General features: G+C 65.6%; 19 protein-coding genes. 8 read left to right on the plus strand and 11 right to left on the minus strand.

Annotation, left to right across the window (positions count from 1 at the left end; all coding sequences use genetic code 11):
* Positions 1-25 precede the first annotated feature (25 nt).
* The gene (locus VMT65_RS09120) at positions 26-544 is read left to right on the plus strand and encodes a hypothetical protein (RefSeq protein ID WP_326307621.1); all 519 of its coding nucleotides are present in this window, start codon (positions 26-28) and stop codon (positions 542-544) included.
* A 32-nt stretch (positions 545-576) separates the two neighbouring features.
* Here the strand turns inward: VMT65_RS09120 and VMT65_RS09125 are convergent, their stop codons facing one another.
* The 3 genes from VMT65_RS09125 to VMT65_RS09135 form a co-directional block, all read right to left on the minus strand.
* On the minus strand, positions 577-1,140 hold the full coding sequence (locus VMT65_RS09125; protein WP_326307622.1) for an ester cyclase: 564 nt from the start codon (positions 1,138-1,140) through the stop codon (positions 577-579).
* Between the two features lie 117 nt (positions 1,141-1,257).
* Positions 1,258-2,388, minus strand: coding sequence for an epoxide hydrolase family protein (locus VMT65_RS09130; protein ID WP_326309130.1), 1,131 nt, complete (start codon positions 2,386-2,388; stop codon positions 1,258-1,260).
* 21 nt (positions 2,389-2,409) lie between these two features.
* Complete coding sequence (locus tag VMT65_RS09135) at positions 2,410-2,676, minus strand: SemiSWEET family sugar transporter (RefSeq protein ID WP_326307623.1); 267 nt, start codon at positions 2,674-2,676, stop codon at positions 2,410-2,412.
* Positions 2,677-2,723: 47 nt separating this feature from the next.
* Between VMT65_RS09135 and VMT65_RS09140 the strand changes: the two genes are divergently transcribed.
* Positions 2,724-3,935 carry an ROK family protein gene (locus tag VMT65_RS09140; RefSeq protein ID WP_326307624.1) on the plus strand — a complete coding sequence of 404 codons (1,212 nt, stop codon included), beginning with the start codon at positions 2,724-2,726 and terminating at the stop codon, positions 3,933-3,935.
* Between the two features lie 27 nt (positions 3,936-3,962).
* Here the strand turns inward: VMT65_RS09140 and VMT65_RS09145 are convergent, their stop codons facing one another.
* Positions 3,963-4,250: a DUF3817 domain-containing protein gene (locus VMT65_RS09145; RefSeq protein ID WP_326307625.1), complete on the minus strand. Its 288-nt coding sequence runs from the start codon at positions 4,248-4,250 to the stop codon at positions 3,963-3,965.
* Between the two features lie 316 nt (positions 4,251-4,566).
* Between VMT65_RS09145 and VMT65_RS09150 the strand changes: the two genes are divergently transcribed.
* The gene (locus tag VMT65_RS09150; protein ID WP_442790236.1) at positions 4,567-5,511 is read left to right on the plus strand and encodes a GlxA family transcriptional regulator; all 945 of its coding nucleotides are present in this window, start codon (positions 4,567-4,569) and stop codon (positions 5,509-5,511) included.
* 29 nt (positions 5,512-5,540) lie between these two features.
* Complete coding sequence (locus VMT65_RS09155) at positions 5,541-6,263, plus strand: HD domain-containing protein (protein ID WP_326307627.1); 723 nt, start codon at positions 5,541-5,543, stop codon at positions 6,261-6,263.
* Between the two features lie 133 nt (positions 6,264-6,396).
* On the opposite strand, the gene VMT65_RS09160 is transcribed toward VMT65_RS09155, so the two are convergent.
* Together VMT65_RS09160 and VMT65_RS09165 are read right to left on the minus strand one after the other, a co-directional pair.
* Positions 6,397-6,987 carry a hypothetical protein gene (locus VMT65_RS09160; RefSeq protein WP_326307628.1) on the minus strand — a complete coding sequence of 197 codons (591 nt, stop codon included), beginning with the start codon at positions 6,985-6,987 and terminating at the stop codon, positions 6,397-6,399.
* A gap of 130 nt (positions 6,988-7,117) precedes the next feature.
* Positions 7,118-7,855 carry a hypothetical protein gene (locus VMT65_RS09165; RefSeq protein ID WP_326307629.1) on the minus strand — a complete coding sequence of 246 codons (738 nt, stop codon included), beginning with the start codon at positions 7,853-7,855 and terminating at the stop codon, positions 7,118-7,120.
* Positions 7,856-7,966: 111 nt separating this feature from the next.
* Here VMT65_RS09165 and VMT65_RS09170 point away from each other — a divergent pair, with 111 nt between their 5' ends.
* Positions 7,967-8,731 (plus strand): SDR family oxidoreductase, encoded by a 765-nt coding sequence (locus VMT65_RS09170; protein ID WP_326307630.1) that lies wholly within the window; start codon positions 7,967-7,969, stop codon positions 8,729-8,731.
* A 126-nt stretch (positions 8,732-8,857) separates the two neighbouring features.
* Here the strand turns inward: VMT65_RS09170 and VMT65_RS09175 are convergent, their stop codons facing one another.
* Positions 8,858-9,994: a hypothetical protein gene (locus VMT65_RS09175; RefSeq protein ID WP_326307631.1), complete on the minus strand. Its 1,137-nt coding sequence runs from the start codon at positions 9,992-9,994 to the stop codon at positions 8,858-8,860.
* A 92-nt stretch (positions 9,995-10,086) separates the two neighbouring features.
* On the opposite strand from VMT65_RS09175, the gene VMT65_RS09180 reads away from it, so the two are divergent.
* On the plus strand, positions 10,087-11,205 hold the full coding sequence (locus tag VMT65_RS09180) for a lycopene cyclase family protein (protein WP_326307632.1): 1,119 nt from the start codon (positions 10,087-10,089) through the stop codon (positions 11,203-11,205).
* Here the strand turns inward: VMT65_RS09180 and VMT65_RS09185 are convergent.
* The 4 genes from VMT65_RS09185 to VMT65_RS09200 all read right to left on the minus strand — a co-directional run bounded on the left by VMT65_RS09185 (position 11,177) and on the right by VMT65_RS09200 (position 14,134).
* On the minus strand, positions 11,177-11,959 hold the full coding sequence (locus VMT65_RS09185) for a methyltransferase domain-containing protein (protein ID WP_326307633.1): 783 nt from the start codon (positions 11,957-11,959) through the stop codon (positions 11,177-11,179). The two genes, VMT65_RS09180 and VMT65_RS09185, sit on opposite strands and share 29 nt — an antisense overlap.
* 54 nt (positions 11,960-12,013) lie before the next feature.
* Positions 12,014-12,817 carry an endonuclease domain-containing protein gene (locus VMT65_RS09190; protein ID WP_326307634.1) on the minus strand — a complete coding sequence of 268 codons (804 nt, stop codon included), beginning with the start codon at positions 12,815-12,817 and terminating at the stop codon, positions 12,014-12,016.
* A 221-nt stretch (positions 12,818-13,038) separates the two neighbouring features.
* Entirely contained in the window at positions 13,039-13,323 is a 285-nt protein-coding gene (locus VMT65_RS09195) for a DUF397 domain-containing protein (RefSeq protein WP_326307635.1), read from the minus strand.
* Positions 13,226-14,134 (minus strand): helix-turn-helix domain-containing protein, encoded by a 909-nt coding sequence (locus VMT65_RS09200; protein WP_326307636.1) that lies wholly within the window; start codon positions 14,132-14,134, stop codon positions 13,226-13,228. The genes VMT65_RS09195 and VMT65_RS09200 overlap by 98 nt, the downstream gene beginning before the upstream one ends.
* A gap of 365 nt (positions 14,135-14,499) precedes the next feature.
* Between VMT65_RS09200 and VMT65_RS09205 the strand changes: the two genes are divergently transcribed.
* Both VMT65_RS09205 and VMT65_RS09210 read left to right on the plus strand, forming a co-directional pair.
* The gene (locus tag VMT65_RS09205; protein WP_326307637.1) at positions 14,500-14,793 is read left to right on the plus strand and encodes a hypothetical protein; all 294 of its coding nucleotides are present in this window, start codon (positions 14,500-14,502) and stop codon (positions 14,791-14,793) included.
* 107 nt (positions 14,794-14,900) lie between these two features.
* Positions 14,901-15,191: a hypothetical protein gene (locus tag VMT65_RS09210; protein ID WP_326307638.1), complete on the plus strand. Its 291-nt coding sequence runs from the start codon at positions 14,901-14,903 to the stop codon at positions 15,189-15,191.
* Positions 15,192-15,264 lie beyond the last annotated feature (73 nt).

A 15,264-nucleotide genomic window follows, 5' to 3' on the forward strand; every position in this document is an offset into this window, starting at 1 on the left:
ATGGGCCGTTTCTACGGTGGCCACCATGAATATCGCTGAGCGCACGGGCATCGCCGCGGCGGCGGTTGCGGTCACATTCGCCACGGCGTTCACCACCGCGACCGGCCACGCCGACCCGCCCGGCGGCTGGCCGACATGGCCGTTCGGAACCTTCCTGCGCAATATCGCGACCGGTCAATGCCTGACCGACAACGACGGCGCCGTGGACATGGAACCGTGCGCATGGGACTCGTCCCACATCGTCACCGTCCAATCCTGGACCGGGGTCGTACCGGGAGTCGGGGGCTGGGCGGGTCTCTTCCGATTGCGCAGTGGCCTGGGCAACTGCTTGGCTCGCACGTCATCGGGTGCGCTGATCTCCGAACCGTGCACGGAGACCAATGACAACCTCGACAACCACATCTGGCAGCACGGGCCCGGCGATGATCAAGTCCAAGCGTGGTACAACACCGGCCAACAACTCGGCGTCAAGGCGGGAACCATCGTCATGGCCCATGCCGACCAATTCCCCGACCCCCGCGCCACCGAATGGGACTTCGGCTAACCGTGCGCGGTCCCGCTCGGCGGCTGGACTGGCTAAGGTGCCTGGTCGATTTGGTGAAGGAAGGTCAGGTTGTCTTCGATGTGCCAATCCTCGGTGATGAGGGTGTGGTCGGGGCCGATGTGTTGTAGGTCGATAGCGTTGAACTCGACCGGTTGGCCGGTGCCCTGGACGCCGTTGTAGGTGCCGGTGAAGTGGCCTCGGAAGATCAGTCGTGCGGTGAGGGTGTCGCCGGTGACGTACAGGTCCGACAGTTCGCAGGTGAGGTCCGGGACCGTGGCGCGGAAGTTCTTCGATGCCGTGGCAGGGCCGCCGGGGCCTTGGGGTCGGCCGGGCGGGAGGGTGTTGTCGTGGAAGGACGGAGCGATTGCCCGGTCGAGGTAGTCGGTGTTGCCGGTGTTCCAGAAGGTGTAGAGAACCTGGGCCAGATGGACTTCCCGCTCGGCCTGTTCGGGGCTGAGCCCACCGTCGATGTGCACGGCCTGCGGGATGACCAAGTCGCCGGAGCGATCGACGGGGTCGGTGGTGTGTCCGGTCTGGGTCGAGCAGCCCGCGAGGATCAGTGCGGCACAGGCGAAGTAGAGGGTTCGGATGGTCATGCCCGTTTCAGCGTCGCATGGGCAATCGATAATCCCTTCGCGATCTGAATAGTTTCGATTGCATACATCGAATTCGCGAATGTCATCGAAGACCTCGACCGGCTGCCCTCGGCCACGCTATCGCGGTGTGGCGCTGTGGATTGCGTGGTTGGTTGCCCGCAGGTCTGCGACGAAGAGGGCGGGTTGTTCCCAGGCGGCGAAATGTCCGCCGCGGGTGGGTTCGCTCCACTGCACGATGTTGGTGAATCGGCGGGCTGCCCAGCGGCGGGACGGGCGCGGTACTTCTTTCGGGTAGACGCTGCAGCCGGTCGGCACATCTATCGTGTCGGCTACGGACGCCGTGAACCACCGGCTGACCTGAGCGATGCTCTCCCAGTACAACCGAATCGACGACGTAGCGGTGCGGGTGAACCAGTACAGGGTGATGTTGTCGAGTATCTGGTCACGGGTGAGGCCGGGGTCGCCAGTCCAGGTGCACAGCTTCTCCGCGATCCATGCCGCGAGGCCGGCAGGTGAGTCGGTCAACCCATATCCCAGTGTTTGTGGGCGGGTGCTGTGTATGGCCGAGTAGCCGGATCCGGTGCTGGTCCGTTCGTCCAGGTCAGCGACTGACGCTCGCTCGGCATCGGTGAAAGGTATAGAGCCATCGGGTGGTACGAGCGGCGGGACCAGGTGCAGGCCGATCAGCCGTTCCGGATTCTGGAGCGCGATGGTGGTGGAAATGCTTGTGCCCCAATCGCTGCCCGCGGCGAGGAAGCGCGGGTAGTTCAAGCGGGTCATCAATTCGCACCAAGTTCGGGCGATGCGCTCGATCCCCCAGCCGGGAGTGGTGGGCTTCCCGCTGAAGGCGTATCCGGGTAGCGATGGGACGACGACGTGGAACGCCGACTCATCGTGGGGTGGGTCGGTGAGCGGTGCGATGACCTGCTCGAACTCCAGGAACGAGCCGGGCCAGCCGTGGGTCAGAATCACCGGCGTGGCGTCGGGGTGGCGGGAACGTATGTGGAGGAAGTGGATCGGCAGGCCGTCGATCGTGGTGTGGAATTGCGGGATCCGATTGAGCCGTCGCTCGGTGGCGCGCCAGTCGTATTCCTCCATCCAGTTGCGGCACAACCCGATGATGGTGTCCAACGGCATGCCCTGGGACCAGTCCGGCACCGATTCCCGCTCCGGCCAACGCGTTTCGGCCAAGCGACGACCTAGGTCGTCGAGTTGGGATTGTGGGATATCGATGCGAAATGAGCTGATAGCCTGGGACATTCGGACAACTCACCGCGTCTGCGCGGCGAGGCTGTGGCGTGTCTTCACCACGATGAGCATCGAGATCAAGACCATCATCGCCGCGTTCGTGACCGCGACGGCCAGATCGGCACTGCGCACGCCGTACACGAGCCAGCCGCCGACCGCGGCGGCGAAAAGTGCCAGCCACCACCACGAGAGATCGGTCGTTCTGCCCGTGCGGATCGCGCGGACCACCTGGGGCAGCAAACTCGCCGTACTCAATGCTCCACTGACGAGACCGAGAGTGGTGTCCACGTGACCTCCCAGGTTTGTGCAGTAGCTGCACAAAGTATGCTAGGCGGATGGCACCGAAACGGCAAGAGACCGGCCGAGACTCGCTTGCCGCGCTGATCACCCAGCTCCACCTGCTCGGCGGAATCGCAAGCCGCGCGACACTGACCGAGCGGCTCGGCTGCGGACGCAGCGTGATGGGCTACCTGCTCACCGAATTGACCGATCGGGGCGTGGTGACCGTCGACCGGGCGGCCCGGCCGGGCAATGGTCAGGACACCGGCCGCCCGTCCCACCGCGTCTCGATCGCGCCGGAGGCACCGGCGGTGATCGCGGTGCAGATCAATGTGGATACGGCCACGGTCGCGACGGTGGCCCTCGGCGGACGCATCCTGCGGAGTTCGACGATCTCCCTGCAGCGGCGAATCGCGGTGGAGGCCTTGCTCGACCGGATTTGTTCCCTCGCCGCGGAGCAGTCGAGGGCGCATCCGCGGCTGCTGGCCATCGGCGTCTCCGTCCCCTCGCCGGTCCGACGCGGCGACGGATATGCTTTCGCGCCTTTGCATCTCGGGTGGGGAGCGCTGCCGCTGCACGAGCTGCTGACCCAGCGCATGGCCCGCATACCCGGTCTGACCGAGTTGCCGCTGGCCATCGGCAACGACGCCAACCTCGCCGGACTGGCCGAGTACCACCACGGCGCGGGCCGTGACGCCACCCAGATGCTCTACCTCACCACGGCCGATATCGGTTTGGGCGGTGGGCTGATCAGTAATGGGCAACTCTTCGACGGCGCGCACGGCTACGCGATGGAACCCGGGCATATCACCGTTGACCCCGCCGGAGCACCCTGTCCCTGTGGTTCCACCGGATGCCTCGAAATCGAAGCCGACCATCGCGGGTTGCTGCGTGCCAGCGGTCGCGCGATGGTGCCGGACCACGAAATCGCCCATTCCGCAGACCTATTGCTCCAGGCGGCCGCTCGCGGTGAGGAAGCCGCCATGACCGCCGTGCGTCACGTCGCCGAACGCCTCGGCAACGGCCTGGCCAGCCTCACCAACCTCACCGACCCCGATCGCATCGTCCTCGGCGGAAGCCTGGCCCGCTACCACCAACTCGCTCCCGACACCATCACCGAAAGCCTCACCGCCCGATCGTTTTTCAGCCACGCCGATCCGGCCCTCGTCCTGCAAGGCAGCCTGACAACACCGGCGTTGCTCGGAGCCGCCGGCCTAGCCTTCCAACCCCTCCTCGACGACCCCCGCCTCACCTTGGACCGCATGTGACTGCACGAAGCATCGGGTGGCGGTGAGTCAATCTGGGAGACAGCGCCTTTCGTAACCGGCGCGACGGGCCAATCCGGCCAGACCGCGCAGCACCAGCAGTCCACCGACAGCGGGAAGCAATGCGAGCGCTTTGATGCCGCGCCGAGTCTCCGTGAGCCGCAAGGCCAGCAGGATGACGGCGATGTAGGCGCAGCCGTGCACGGGGCCGATCAGGGCGGAGACAACCGGCCAATGGACAGTGACCAGGTTGAGCAGCAGGACCACCAGCGACAGCGTCTCGATGATCGCCGCCCGGCGCAGGGCCGTCGGAGTCATGGTCACGCTCCTGTCGTCGGTCGGGGGCTGTGTCACCATTTCGGGTGAAATTGGTTGCACCGCAGGTAGATCACCGTCGCCCAGGGTCGTGGATGAGGTGTCGAATTCGGTCACGATTTGCCCTTCGGGAACGGCCGACCGTCGCGAGCCGGCGCCATGCGCTCAGTCTCGGTGGCTCGAAACAGCTCCCGCAATGACACAAAGCCCACAGATCCGGACCTCGCCATACGGTGCGGGCAATGCCTCAGGAAATGGCTGGATCTGTGGGGTGGATGTCCTTGTGGACTCTTCGGCCGGTACGCAAGATCGAAATGTGGTGGTTGCGAAACCCGCGGATGTCGTGGTGGCGGTGGCGGATGGTGTGGTCTTGCTGGATCTCTCCGGCCCGGTGCAGGTGCTGCACTGGGCCGGGCATCGGATTCGGTTCGCCTCCCCGGACGGTCGGCCGGTGCGCACCGATGTCGGAGTCGAGATCGGGATCGATTGCGCACTAAGCGATCTCACCAGGCGGATCGATACGCTGATTGTGCCCGGTTACGCACCGACCGGCAGGGTCCCCGCCGAACTGGTCGCCGCGATCCGGGCCACGCGCCGACACGTGCGCCGGTTCGCCTCGGTGTGCACCGGCGCGTTCGTGCTGGCCGAAGCGGGACTGCTGGATGGGCGGCGGGCCACCACACATTGGGCGGCCTGCGCCGAGCTCGCCGCCCGATTCCCCGCCGTGGACGTCGATCCCGACGCCCTGTACGTGCGCGACGGACCGATGGTGTCCTCGGCCGGGGTGACCGCGGGCATCGATATGGCCCTGTCGCTGGTCGAGTCGGACCACGGTGCCGAGACCGCGTCCAGGATCGCGAAGTATCTGGTCGTCTTCCTGCACCGGCCGGGCGGGCAATCGCAGTTCAGCGTCCGCACCAGCGTCAATTCGCCACGGACCGAGGCATTGCGGACGGTGCTCGATGCCGTGGTCGCCGATTTGTCGGCCGACCACCGGCTTTCGGCGATGGCCGAACGGGCCGCCATCAGCCCGCGTCATCTGACCCGGCTGTTTCGCCGCGAACTCGGCATGTCGCCGGGGCAGTATCTCGAGCAGGTGCGGATCGAGGCCGCGAAAGCCCAACTGGCCTCGGGCAGTGACGGGGTGGCGACCATTGCCCGCCGATGCGGATTCGGCTCCGAGGAATCCATGCGCCGGATATTCCAGAAGGAAATGGGTGTCACCCCCAGCGACTACCGCCAGCGTTTCCGCACCGTCAACTAGTGAAATATGTTGTCCGACAAGGAGTTATCGTGCCTATTCCACGTCGCCGCGCGCTCTGGGGCGGGGCAGCGGTCACCGGGATGTTCCTCGCCGCAGCGCCCACCTGGTCGCGGGCGGAACCGGCCGAGCCGCCATTGACCGCGCTCGCCGTCAAGGCGCGCCTGCTGCTGGACCAGGTGGCCCAGCCGCATGTGCGCAATCACAGTATGCGCAGCTACTTCTACGCCCGCGCCTTCGCCGAGCAGCAGGGGCTGGCCTGCGATGACGAAATCGTGTTCCTCATCTGCGTTTTGCACGACATCGGCATGACCGACGTCGCCAACGGCGATCAACGCTTCGAAATCGACGGCGCCGACTACGCGGCCCGCTTCCTCGAGGACAACGGCGTCACCGACGCCCGAGTGGACATCATCTGGGACGCCATCGCCGCGCACACCTCGGGATTCATCGGTTCCCCGGTGTACCAGCGCCGCCGGCCCCCAGAGATACAAGCCGCCGTGACCGGCATCGGAATCGACCTCGGCGGCAGCCCCTCCGACCTACCGCCCGGCTACGCCGACGAGGTAACCGCCCGCTACCCGCGACTGGGCGGAAGCCCCGCCCTCTTCCGCACCCTCGAACAACAAACGCTCGCGAATCCCCGCAAGGCCAGACCCGCGACCCTCGCCGGTGAGATTGTGCGGCAACGCCATCCGGAGGTGCGAGTCGAGACCGTGGAGGACATTCTCGCCAGCAGCGGATGGGCCGACTAGGACCCCGATGAATTCGGATCGGCCTCAGTCGCGACAGTGTCCAGGTCGGCGACGATATGCACAGCCATGTAGCCCAATGGGGCGCACCAGCGGGAATCACGGTCGCCGAGGTTATCTACGAGATGGCACACGGCTACTCAGGGATCGAAGGCTGATCTTCCTCCCTGTCTTCGTGGAAGCGGCCGCGTTCCCGCATCAACTCCAAAGCGGCGGCCGCGATCGGTTCGATGCGGGCGGGCCAGCCTGCGGCGATGAACTCCTCGGACGTGAGGCCTACGGTCGCATCGCAGGCATCGAGGAGGATTCGCTGAACCTTGTCGAGCGCAGTCACCTCCGCTGGGGTGAATGTCGACCATTCTCGCCAGCGCCATGGCGAATCGTCATCGATGGTGTCGAAGAACCTGTTGATGTACTCAGCGTCTCCCCAGGCGCGGACACTCTCCTCACCGTCGGCGAGAATCTCCAGCGCCTCCATCGTGCGATTACGCAGGCGCTGCTCGACAATTCGCTCGCTTGGCCGATCTCGGATATCGACCTGCTCGATATAGTTCTCAGCGGCTCGGCTCTCGGCCGGGTCATAACCCGGGAGTATCAGATCCCCGTACGTTCGCGGCATCGCATTGGTCAATTCGCCCCGCTGCTGTCGGCGGCGAATGCTCCGGAATACCCACCGACAGCTTGCCAGCACTGCGGCCAGGGTTGCGATCGTCAGGAGAAGTCCCACGTCAGCGACCCTAACTCCGAGAATCCCCGAACGTTCGGAACTGCCCATCACAAGGCGGGTTCAATGCCCTCAGAAGCATGATCCGGTCAGAGAATGGGCTTGGCCGGGTGGATTGGCGGCGGGGATTCGATCAAATGTCGAGGCGGGTGTCTATGGCGGCGAGAAGGTCCAGTAGGTCGGGGTCGTTGGTGCGGGTGAAGGCGAGGGCAGTGGCTTGGGCGGCTGGGCCGTTGTTGAGCCAGGTGGTCAGTTCGTGGTGAGCTTTGGAATCTTTGTCCCAGAAGGCATTAGTTGGAATTAGTCGACCGGCCTTCAGTTTGACGCCGGAGTTGGCGGTGTTGGTGTGGTCGGCGGCGAGGAAGGCGGCCAGGTTTTGGATCGCGGCGGGGGTGTGTAGCTGGGACCAGGAGGAAAGGCGTTGGGTGACGGAACCTTCGGCGAGGGCTAGGGAGCATAGGAGTTCGTCGGGGTGGAGTGTTGGTGGATGGTTGGTGAGCACGTCGTTCCAGAGGGCGTCGAAGAATTCTTGCAGGGCATGCGCTTCTGGCCAGGTTCGCCATGGGAGGTTTCCGATGTGGCTGAAGGTGATCTCGATGCAGGGCATCGGATGTTGTTCGGGCAGCGATAGTCGGAGGATGCGCGGCAGGAAGTAGCGGAAGTCGTGTTCGGAGCCGCAGGTGAGTGTTGCGTTGTGGGCGTAGGTCCAGAGTTGTCCGGCGGTGAGATGCTCGCGGGGAGTGTTCAGGAGGGTTGCGGTCTCTGCTTCGTCGACGCAGCATGGGCAGGCGTCGATGGACCGAGGGCGCGGGACCTGGGCGAACGCGTCGTCCAGGGTCGCCAATAGCGCATTCAACGTCTCGGTCCGCACCTAACGGATTGTCCCCTGCTACGAATTCCGCATCGAGGGGAGACAGCGATTCATCGACGAACCCGAGCCGAATCGGGTCCAGCTCGGCTGACTGACGTAAGGTGCCTCCACATGAGTGATGACTTGCTTGGTAAGAGTGCTCTGGTTACCGGGGCCAGTCGCGGGATTGGGTTTGCGGTGGCGGCGGAGCTGCTGGGGCGGGGGGCCAATGTGGTGATTTCGGCTCGGAAGGCGGAGCCGTTGGAGGAGGCGGCGGAGCGGCTGCGGGGGCTGGGGCATCCGGGCAAGGTGGTTGCCGTGGCGGGGAACTCTGGGGATGCGGAGGCTCGAGCCTTGCAGGTTGCTACCGCCGTCGAGCAGTTCGGGTCGTTGGATGTGCTCATCAATAACACCGGGATCAATCCGGTGTATGGGGCGCTCATGGATGCTGACCTCGAGGCCGTGCGCAAGATCTTCGATGTGAATGTTGTTGCGGCGCTGGGGTATGTGCAGCAGGCGTACAAGGCGTGGATGGGTGAGCACGGGGGCGCGGTGGTGAATGTGGCCAGTGTCGCGGGGTTGCGGTCGACGGGAGTCATTGCGGCCTATGGCGCTTCGAAGGCTGCGCTGATTCGGCTCACCGAGGAGTTGGCCTGGCAGTTGGGGCCGAAGATTCGAGTGAATGCGGTGGCGCCGGGTGTCATCAAGACCAAGTTCGCGGATGCGCTGTATTCGGCGGACGAGGAGGCGGCGGCCGGGGTGTACCCGATGAAGCGGCTCGGGTCGCCCGAGGATGTGGCGGCGCTGATCGGGTTCCTGGCGTCGAACGAGTCGGCGTGGATCACGGGCACGACCGTGCGGGTGGACGGCGGTCTGCTCGCCACGGGCGGCATCTGACCACGAAAGTTCGCGCCCGGCACCGGAACTCAGCGCCGGGCGCGCGGTCCAACTGTGGTCGCTGACTGGCGCTCGGCAACGGACTCGCTGCCGAGCGCGCTCGCGAGCTGTGGTCGCGGGGAATGATCAGCGGAATCCCAGTGCGGCGACGGTGTCTGTTTGGCGGTAGTGCATGTACTTGTCGGCGGTTGCCTCGTCCACCGCGCTGGTGGTGGTGACCTCGGTGACGACCAGGAACGTGCTCTGGTTGCCGTCGACCCATTTGCCGGTGTCGAAGTCGGCGATGTAGGTGCCCTTGGGTAGCACCAGGTCCTCGTCCTTGAAGAGGTCCACCGCGGAACGGGCCTTGTCGGCGTCGGTCATGGTCAGCACCAGTTGGGTCAGCATGAGGCCGCCGTTCTCGGACTTCCACGCCATCAGGGAGGCGGCCTTGCAGCCCATGCTGGTCAGCTTGCCGGCGTCCTCGATCGGGGCGCAGGTGTCGTAGTCCTTGCCGGTGACGTAGGTGGCCTGCAGCGCAACGTCATTGAACTTGAAGTTCCAGTCCTTGCCGTACTCGGTGTAGCTGAAACCTCGGCCCGCGGGGGCGGCCTTGGAGGTGGTCGGCGCGGTGGTGCGCGTGGTGGCGGGAGCCGAGGTAGTGACCGCCGTCGTGGTGGTCGTGGTGGCGTCCGCCTGCGAGGAAGAGTCGCTCTTCTTGGACACCAGCAGAATCGCGCCCACCGCGACCGCGAGCACCACGATCGCGCCGATCGCCACACCGACGATCAACCCGGTATTCGACTTCGGCTGCTGCGGCGGTGGAAACCCCGGCTGTTGACCGAATCCCGCGCCCTGCGGACTCCCTGCTGGCTGCCCATATCCAACGCCCTGAGGCGTCCCGGGCTGCCCGTACCCGGCATCCTGCCCATACGCAGCTTGTTGGCTGTAGCCCTGCTGCCCATACCCCGGACCCTGGGCACCTCCGACCTGCTGCCCGAAACCGGCATCCTGTCCGTACGCGGCCTGCTGCCCGTATCCCCCACCCTGTGGACTCCCCGCCTGCTGTCCATATCCGGCGTCCTGCGGGAATCCGTGCGGTGGATACGGTTGCTGCGCAGCCATATTCAGCTGCGTAGGCTGCCACCCCTGGGGATCCGCCGACTGCTGCGTCTGCTCGCCCGTCGGCTGCGCGGGGTGGTCCCACCACGCCGCCTCCGGTTGTTGCGGCTGCTGTCTGTGGACAGTCGGATCGCCACCGACCCCGCCGGGTGGATTCGTCATCTGCTCACCTTTCGTGGCCCTCCCGGGCCCTCCCCGGCCCGGCATACATTCCCGAAGCGTATGCGGACCACGCGGCATGATCCAATCACGTGGTGACCGACGATCTGCTGATCTGCGGCGCGGGCCCCGCAGGCCGCGCCCTCGCCCACCGCGCCCTCGCGCACGGGCTCACGGTCACCCTCGTCGACCCGAACCCCCATCGCCGCTGGACACCCACCTATGCGGCCTGGTCCGACGAGCTCCCGGACTGGTTGCAGCCGAACACCATCGCGGCCACCATCGACCGCCCCGTCGCCTGGACCACCCGCCGCATCGAACTCGACCGCCCCTACACCATTTTCGACACCGCAGCCCTCCAAGACTCCCTCGATCTCACCGGCGCACGCCTCCTGCAAGACCGCGTCGTCGAGATCAGTCGCCCCACCCGCCACCGCACGACGGGTCTCGACCTCCCCGCCATCCGCCTCGCCTCGGGCCCAATCCTCCCCGCAGGCCGCGTAATCGACGCCCGAGGCGTCCCCCGCTCCCCCGCCCTCGCTGAGCAAACGGCCTTCGGCGTCATCGTCGACCGCCCCAAGTGGCCCGACACCGACACCTACTTCATGGACTGGCGCGACGACAACGGCGCAGACCCCTATGAGCCCCGCTCGTTCCTCTACGCGGTACCCCTGAACGACACCCAGGTCCTCCTGGAGGAAACCTGCCTCGCAGGCCGCCCTGCCCTCGACCTGACCACCCTGCGAGACCGCCTCCACACCCGATTGCGTTCCCGCGGAATCACTCTCACCGGCACCGAACCCACCGAACGAGTCCACTTCCCCGTCCACGGCGGCAAGCCGACCGCCTCCGCCTTCGGCGCGGCCGGAGCCCTCATGCACCCCGCCACGGGCTACAGCGTCGCCACCTCCCTGCGTCTGGCGGACACCGCGATCTCCGGCGACTCCACCTGGCCTGTTTCGGCCCGCGCCGTAATGCTGTTGCGCCAGGCGGGATTACGCGCACTACTTGCCCTACCGCCCACGGAGATTCCCGGCTTCTTCGATGCGTTCTTCGCGATGCCGACGTCGTCGCAGCGTGCCTATCTCTCCGGACGCGACGATCTGCGCGGCACGGCCACCGCGATGGCGACACTGTTCGCGGCCCTGCCGTGGCGAGTGCGCCGCGAACTCGCCGCCGCCCTGATCAGCCGGGGCGTCGGCCCCAGACGGTGACGAACGCGTCGGGACTGTCGAAGAAGGCGGGCTCGTCCAGCAGCGCGACACCCGCGCCGAGTTCGCCGGCGGTGAGCAGCCCCAGTTCGACCATGCGCGGGCCGACCTGCGCGAAGAACATGCGCCAGAACCGATCCGCCGGACCGTCCGTGCCGACGACGGCCGTATGGATCGCCATGTCGACATCGGTGAACCCGGCCTCGGCGACGACCCGCGCCAGCCGTTGCCGACCCCACAGCGGATCGCCACCGTGGGCGGCCATCAGATCCCAGAACGCGTCCATCAACCGTCGCCACTCCGGATAGGGCGACGAAGCCGAGGTGAACCCGGAGGGATCCGTGGCCACCAGCCAACCACCCGGAGCCAGCCAGGAGTGGCACCGGGCCACCAGCTCCACCCGCTCCGGCAGATGCATCAACATCGCCCGAGTGTGAATGAGATTGAACGACCCCGGCTCGAAATCCCCGGTGCGCGCATCGAATTCGCGAATCTCGAGGTTACCCTCGGGATTCAAGAACTTGACGTCGATGTCCGCCGCAACCACCTGACCGTCCGGACAGCGCTTACTGAGCCACCGCGCAACCCCACCCGCCCCCGCCCCGAGATCCAAACAACGCCAGTCGGTTTCGATCCCGGTACGCTCGATCGCCGCCGTAGTGAACGGTTCCAGAAACTCCTCGAGCAACCGCAACCGCCCCAACTCCGTCGGCATCTCATGACTGAGCGCGCTCTCGCTATACGAATTCCCACCCATCCCGCCAGTATCCCCCCGCCCAAGATGATCGAGTGGCACATCCTGGAGGCGAATTCAGACAAATCCCCTCCAGGATGTGCCACTCGGCGAGGGGTAACCGTGTTGGTGGAGGGCGGCGGTGATTTTGGTGATGAGTTCTTGCGGGTGGCGGGCGAGGAGGGTGGCGTTGGCGCGGATGATTGTCCAGCCCAGGGCGGGGAGGTCGTTGTAGCGGGCGAGGTCTTGGGTGCGTTGGCGGGGGTCGGTCCAGTGGTGGGCGCCGTCGTATTCGACGCCTACCAGCCAGTTTCGCCAACCCATGTCGATGCGCGCGATGATGGTGCCGTGGCGGAACACTGTGATCTGCGTTTCTGGTTTGGGGAGGCCGGATCGGTGCAGTAGCAGGCGGGTACGGGATTCTGGGAGGGATTCCGCGCCACCGTCGACATATGGCAGCAGCCGTATGAGCCGCCGACGGTTCCGCGCCCCGGGATGGCGGAGTGTGAATTCCTCGATCTCGGCGGGCGTGAGCCCCGTTGCCCTACACAATGAATCGAGTCGCTCCACCGCCTGCCACTCATTACCCCGACGCCCGATATCGAACGCGGTACGAACCGGTGTCGTACACAGCAACCCATCGACGAGGCAGAGGTCTTCGGTAGGAATATCGTCCCGATAGACCAGCACATTCTCCGGCGTCCGCGCCCGCCTAGGCAGCACTACCTCCGCGGGCAACTCGTCGAACCACAACGCCCCGTGCATCGCCGCCGCCGAACACCCCACCAACACAGCGCCTTCCCCACCCCACACCGCAGCCGCCCGCGCCCACCCCCGAGCATCCAACCGAACCGTGTCGTCCACAAACGTATCCGGCCCCACCCGCCGACACTGTCGCACCGCCCACCTGCTCATCTCCCCCGCTGCCACGGCCGCACTCCCCGAAAACGCCTCCCCCGCATCACCCATACCGCCATCATCACCCAACCACCCCACCCAGCGATTCCACTCGCGAACCTCGCACCACCAACCCGCCGAGTGGCACATCCTGGAGGCGAATTCAGACAAAACGCCTCCAGGATGTGCCACTCGCCGAAAGACTGCTAGAGGCGACCTACCCGGACGGCTGCTGTGAAGGAATGCCAGGCAGCACTGGTGAAAGTGAGTGATGGGCCGGTGGGGTTCTTAGAGTCGCGGATGGCGGTCGTGCCGTTGGGGAGGAAGGCCACCTCTACACACTGGCCGCTTGTCTCGCTGTAGCTGCTCTTGAACCAGCGCGCGTGGGATAGGTCATCGTTCACTGTCGAATCTCCTTGCTGCTTGCCGGAGCAGGTCCCGCGACCTCGTCTCGTCCAGGGCCGTGCGTCGGATGGCCTCGGCGAAATCATGGTAGCGCTCCACGACTTCACGCTTCTCGATGTACAGATCGCTGCTCATCGCACCGTCGAGGTAGACGACCGGCGGTTCGACGGGCATACCTCTGCTGTCAGTACCGAAGTCCAACAATACGAATGGGACCGCGGGCAACCCCCAGATCGAGCCCGCTGAGAACGGATGTACACGAAGGGTCACATTGGGTAGCTTGCTCACCTCGGCCAGTTGGCGCAGTTGGGTGGCCATGACGTCCGGGCCGCCGATCACGCGGTGGGCGGCCGACTCGTGCAGGAGAATCTCCAGTTCGAGCGGGCGCGTGCGGCGGGTGACGATGACCTGACGGTCGAGCCGCACCTGCACGCGACGTTCGATTTCATCCTCGGTGCCGTTTACATAGAAGGCGCGAATCATCGCGCGGGCGTACGCGGGCGTTTGCAGCAAACCGGGAACCAGCTCCTGGTAAGAGAGCAGCCGCCGGGCCGCGCGTTCCATTCCGATGTACATATTGAACGCGTCGGAGAAGAGCCCGCCCAGCGATGTCACCCCGCCCTCATCCTTCGCCGCGGCGGCGCGTGACGCGAGTCCGACTGCTTTTTCGGTCTCTTCCGCGTCGACTTCGTAGAGCGAGCACAGCTCGCGCACATCCTGTCGGCGTGGGTTCACGGTACGGCCGGTCTCGAGGCGTTGCAGGGCATTGAAACTGAGTTGCACCTCCTTGGCGGCGTTCGCGATCGACAGGCCGCGCCCCTCCCGCGCCTCACGTAGGAAGCGGCCCAGTTGCCGCCGCATCAGGGTGGGTGACGCACTCTCCTCGATCTCGGCCATCGCCAGCTCTCCAATAGTGAATGGACAACCCGCTGAAATCTGCCTACCCATTGTCCGCGAATCCGCATCGCCTCAAGGCGTTTTCGACGACCTGATCTGAATATTCAGATATCACTTATGCGGACGTTCGCGCGGTGGTCTGCTAGGAGTGTCAGCAATCCCCGAATGACGGGAGGTTCCAACGATGTTCGGGCTTCCAGCGACCGGGCATAGTGCCCTGCCGGTAATGACTGAAGGCGATGCGCTACGGGCGCTCCGTGAGCATGCGGATTGTCCGATTACCGTGTGCGCGGCCAAGTTACAGGCGAAGACGTATCTGGTGCGGATCGGGAAGCGGGCTCCTCGGCCGCCCTGGAGGATCTGACATGGACGACATGCGCGAGATCGAGATTCGGGTGTTGCGGGAGGTGATCGAGGCGGTGGAGGAGCGGTTGCGCGCGAACGAGAATGCGGGTGGATGTGTGCTCGCGCCGCGCGCGGAGGTGTATGCGGCGCTGATCTATTCGGTGATCGCCAGCGCGCGGGCGGGTGGACACTACGGCGCCGGGAGTCTGGTGCGGGCCCCGATTCTGGATGTGATTCTCGGCGGGGCCGAGGCCGACCCTTGGGAGGCGGCAGTTTACGCGGTGGCCATGGAGGGTGCGTTGATCTTGGGGTGACCCGGACAGGATCGGACCGAATTCTCCCGAATCGCTGTACGCGGCGGGTCGCTGATGGTGTGCTGGTATCGGTTTCACATCCGGCGAGCTGCGCAGGGGGTTGTGACGTGGATAGACAGAGTGATGTCGAGATACGGGCGCTACGGGAGGTGATCGAGGCGGTGGAGGAACGGTTGCGGCGGATCGAGGCCGCGGGGGCGGTGATACCGGCGGCGCGGTCGGAGGTGTACGCGGCGGCGATCTATGCGGTGATCGCCAGTGCTCGGGAGTCCGGGCATCACGGGTCCGGGAGCATTGCGCAGGCACCGTTATTGGATGAGATTCTGGCCGGGGCCGAGGTGGAGCATTGGGAGACAGCGATTTACGCGAGGATCGGCGACAGGGCTTTGACGCGGTAGGCACCGGCCGCTGACCGGGCTGGCGGGGCATGGGACCGCGCCGGGGCCGGTATGGACGATTCGGTGTATGGCG

The sequence above is a fragment of the Nocardia sp. CDC153 genome (assembly GCF_035818515.1).
In the GTDB taxonomy this organism is placed as follows: Bacteria; Actinomycetota; Actinomycetes; order Mycobacteriales; family Mycobacteriaceae; genus Nocardia.

Coding starts and splice junctions, on each gene's coding strand:
- VMT65_RS09195 (WP_326307635.1), bottom strand. CDS start 13,323: ATGATTTCGCCGAGGCCATCCGACGCACGGCCCTGGACGAGACGAGGT.
- VMT65_RS09140 (WP_326307624.1), top strand. CDS start 2,724: ATGGCACCGAAACGGCAAGAGACCGGCCGAGACTCGCTTGCCGCGCTG.
- VMT65_RS09200 (WP_326307636.1), bottom strand. CDS start 14,134: ATGGCCGAGATCGAGGAGAGTGCGTCACCCACCCTGATGCGGCGGCAA.
- VMT65_RS09145 (WP_326307625.1), bottom strand. CDS start 4,250: ATGACTCCGACGGCCCTGCGCCGGGCGGCGATCATCGAGACGCTGTCG.
- VMT65_RS09185 (WP_326307633.1), bottom strand. CDS start 11,959: ATGGGTGGGAATTCGTATAGCGAGAGCGCGCTCAGTCATGAGATGCCG.
- VMT65_RS09205 (WP_326307637.1), top strand. CDS start 14,500: ATGGACGACATGCGCGAGATCGAGATTCGGGTGTTGCGGGAGGTGATC.
- VMT65_RS09175 (WP_326307631.1), bottom strand. CDS start 9,994: ATGACGAATCCACCCGGCGGGGTCGGTGGCGATCCGACTGTCCACAGA.
- VMT65_RS09170 (WP_326307630.1), top strand. CDS start 7,967: ATGAGTGATGACTTGCTTGGTAAGAGTGCTCTGGTTACCGGGGCCAGT.
- VMT65_RS09120 (WP_326307621.1), top strand. CDS start 26: ATGAATATCGCTGAGCGCACGGGCATCGCCGCGGCGGCGGTTGCGGTC.
- VMT65_RS09125 (WP_326307622.1), bottom strand. CDS start 1,140: ATGACCATCCGAACCCTCTACTTCGCCTGTGCCGCACTGATCCTCGCG.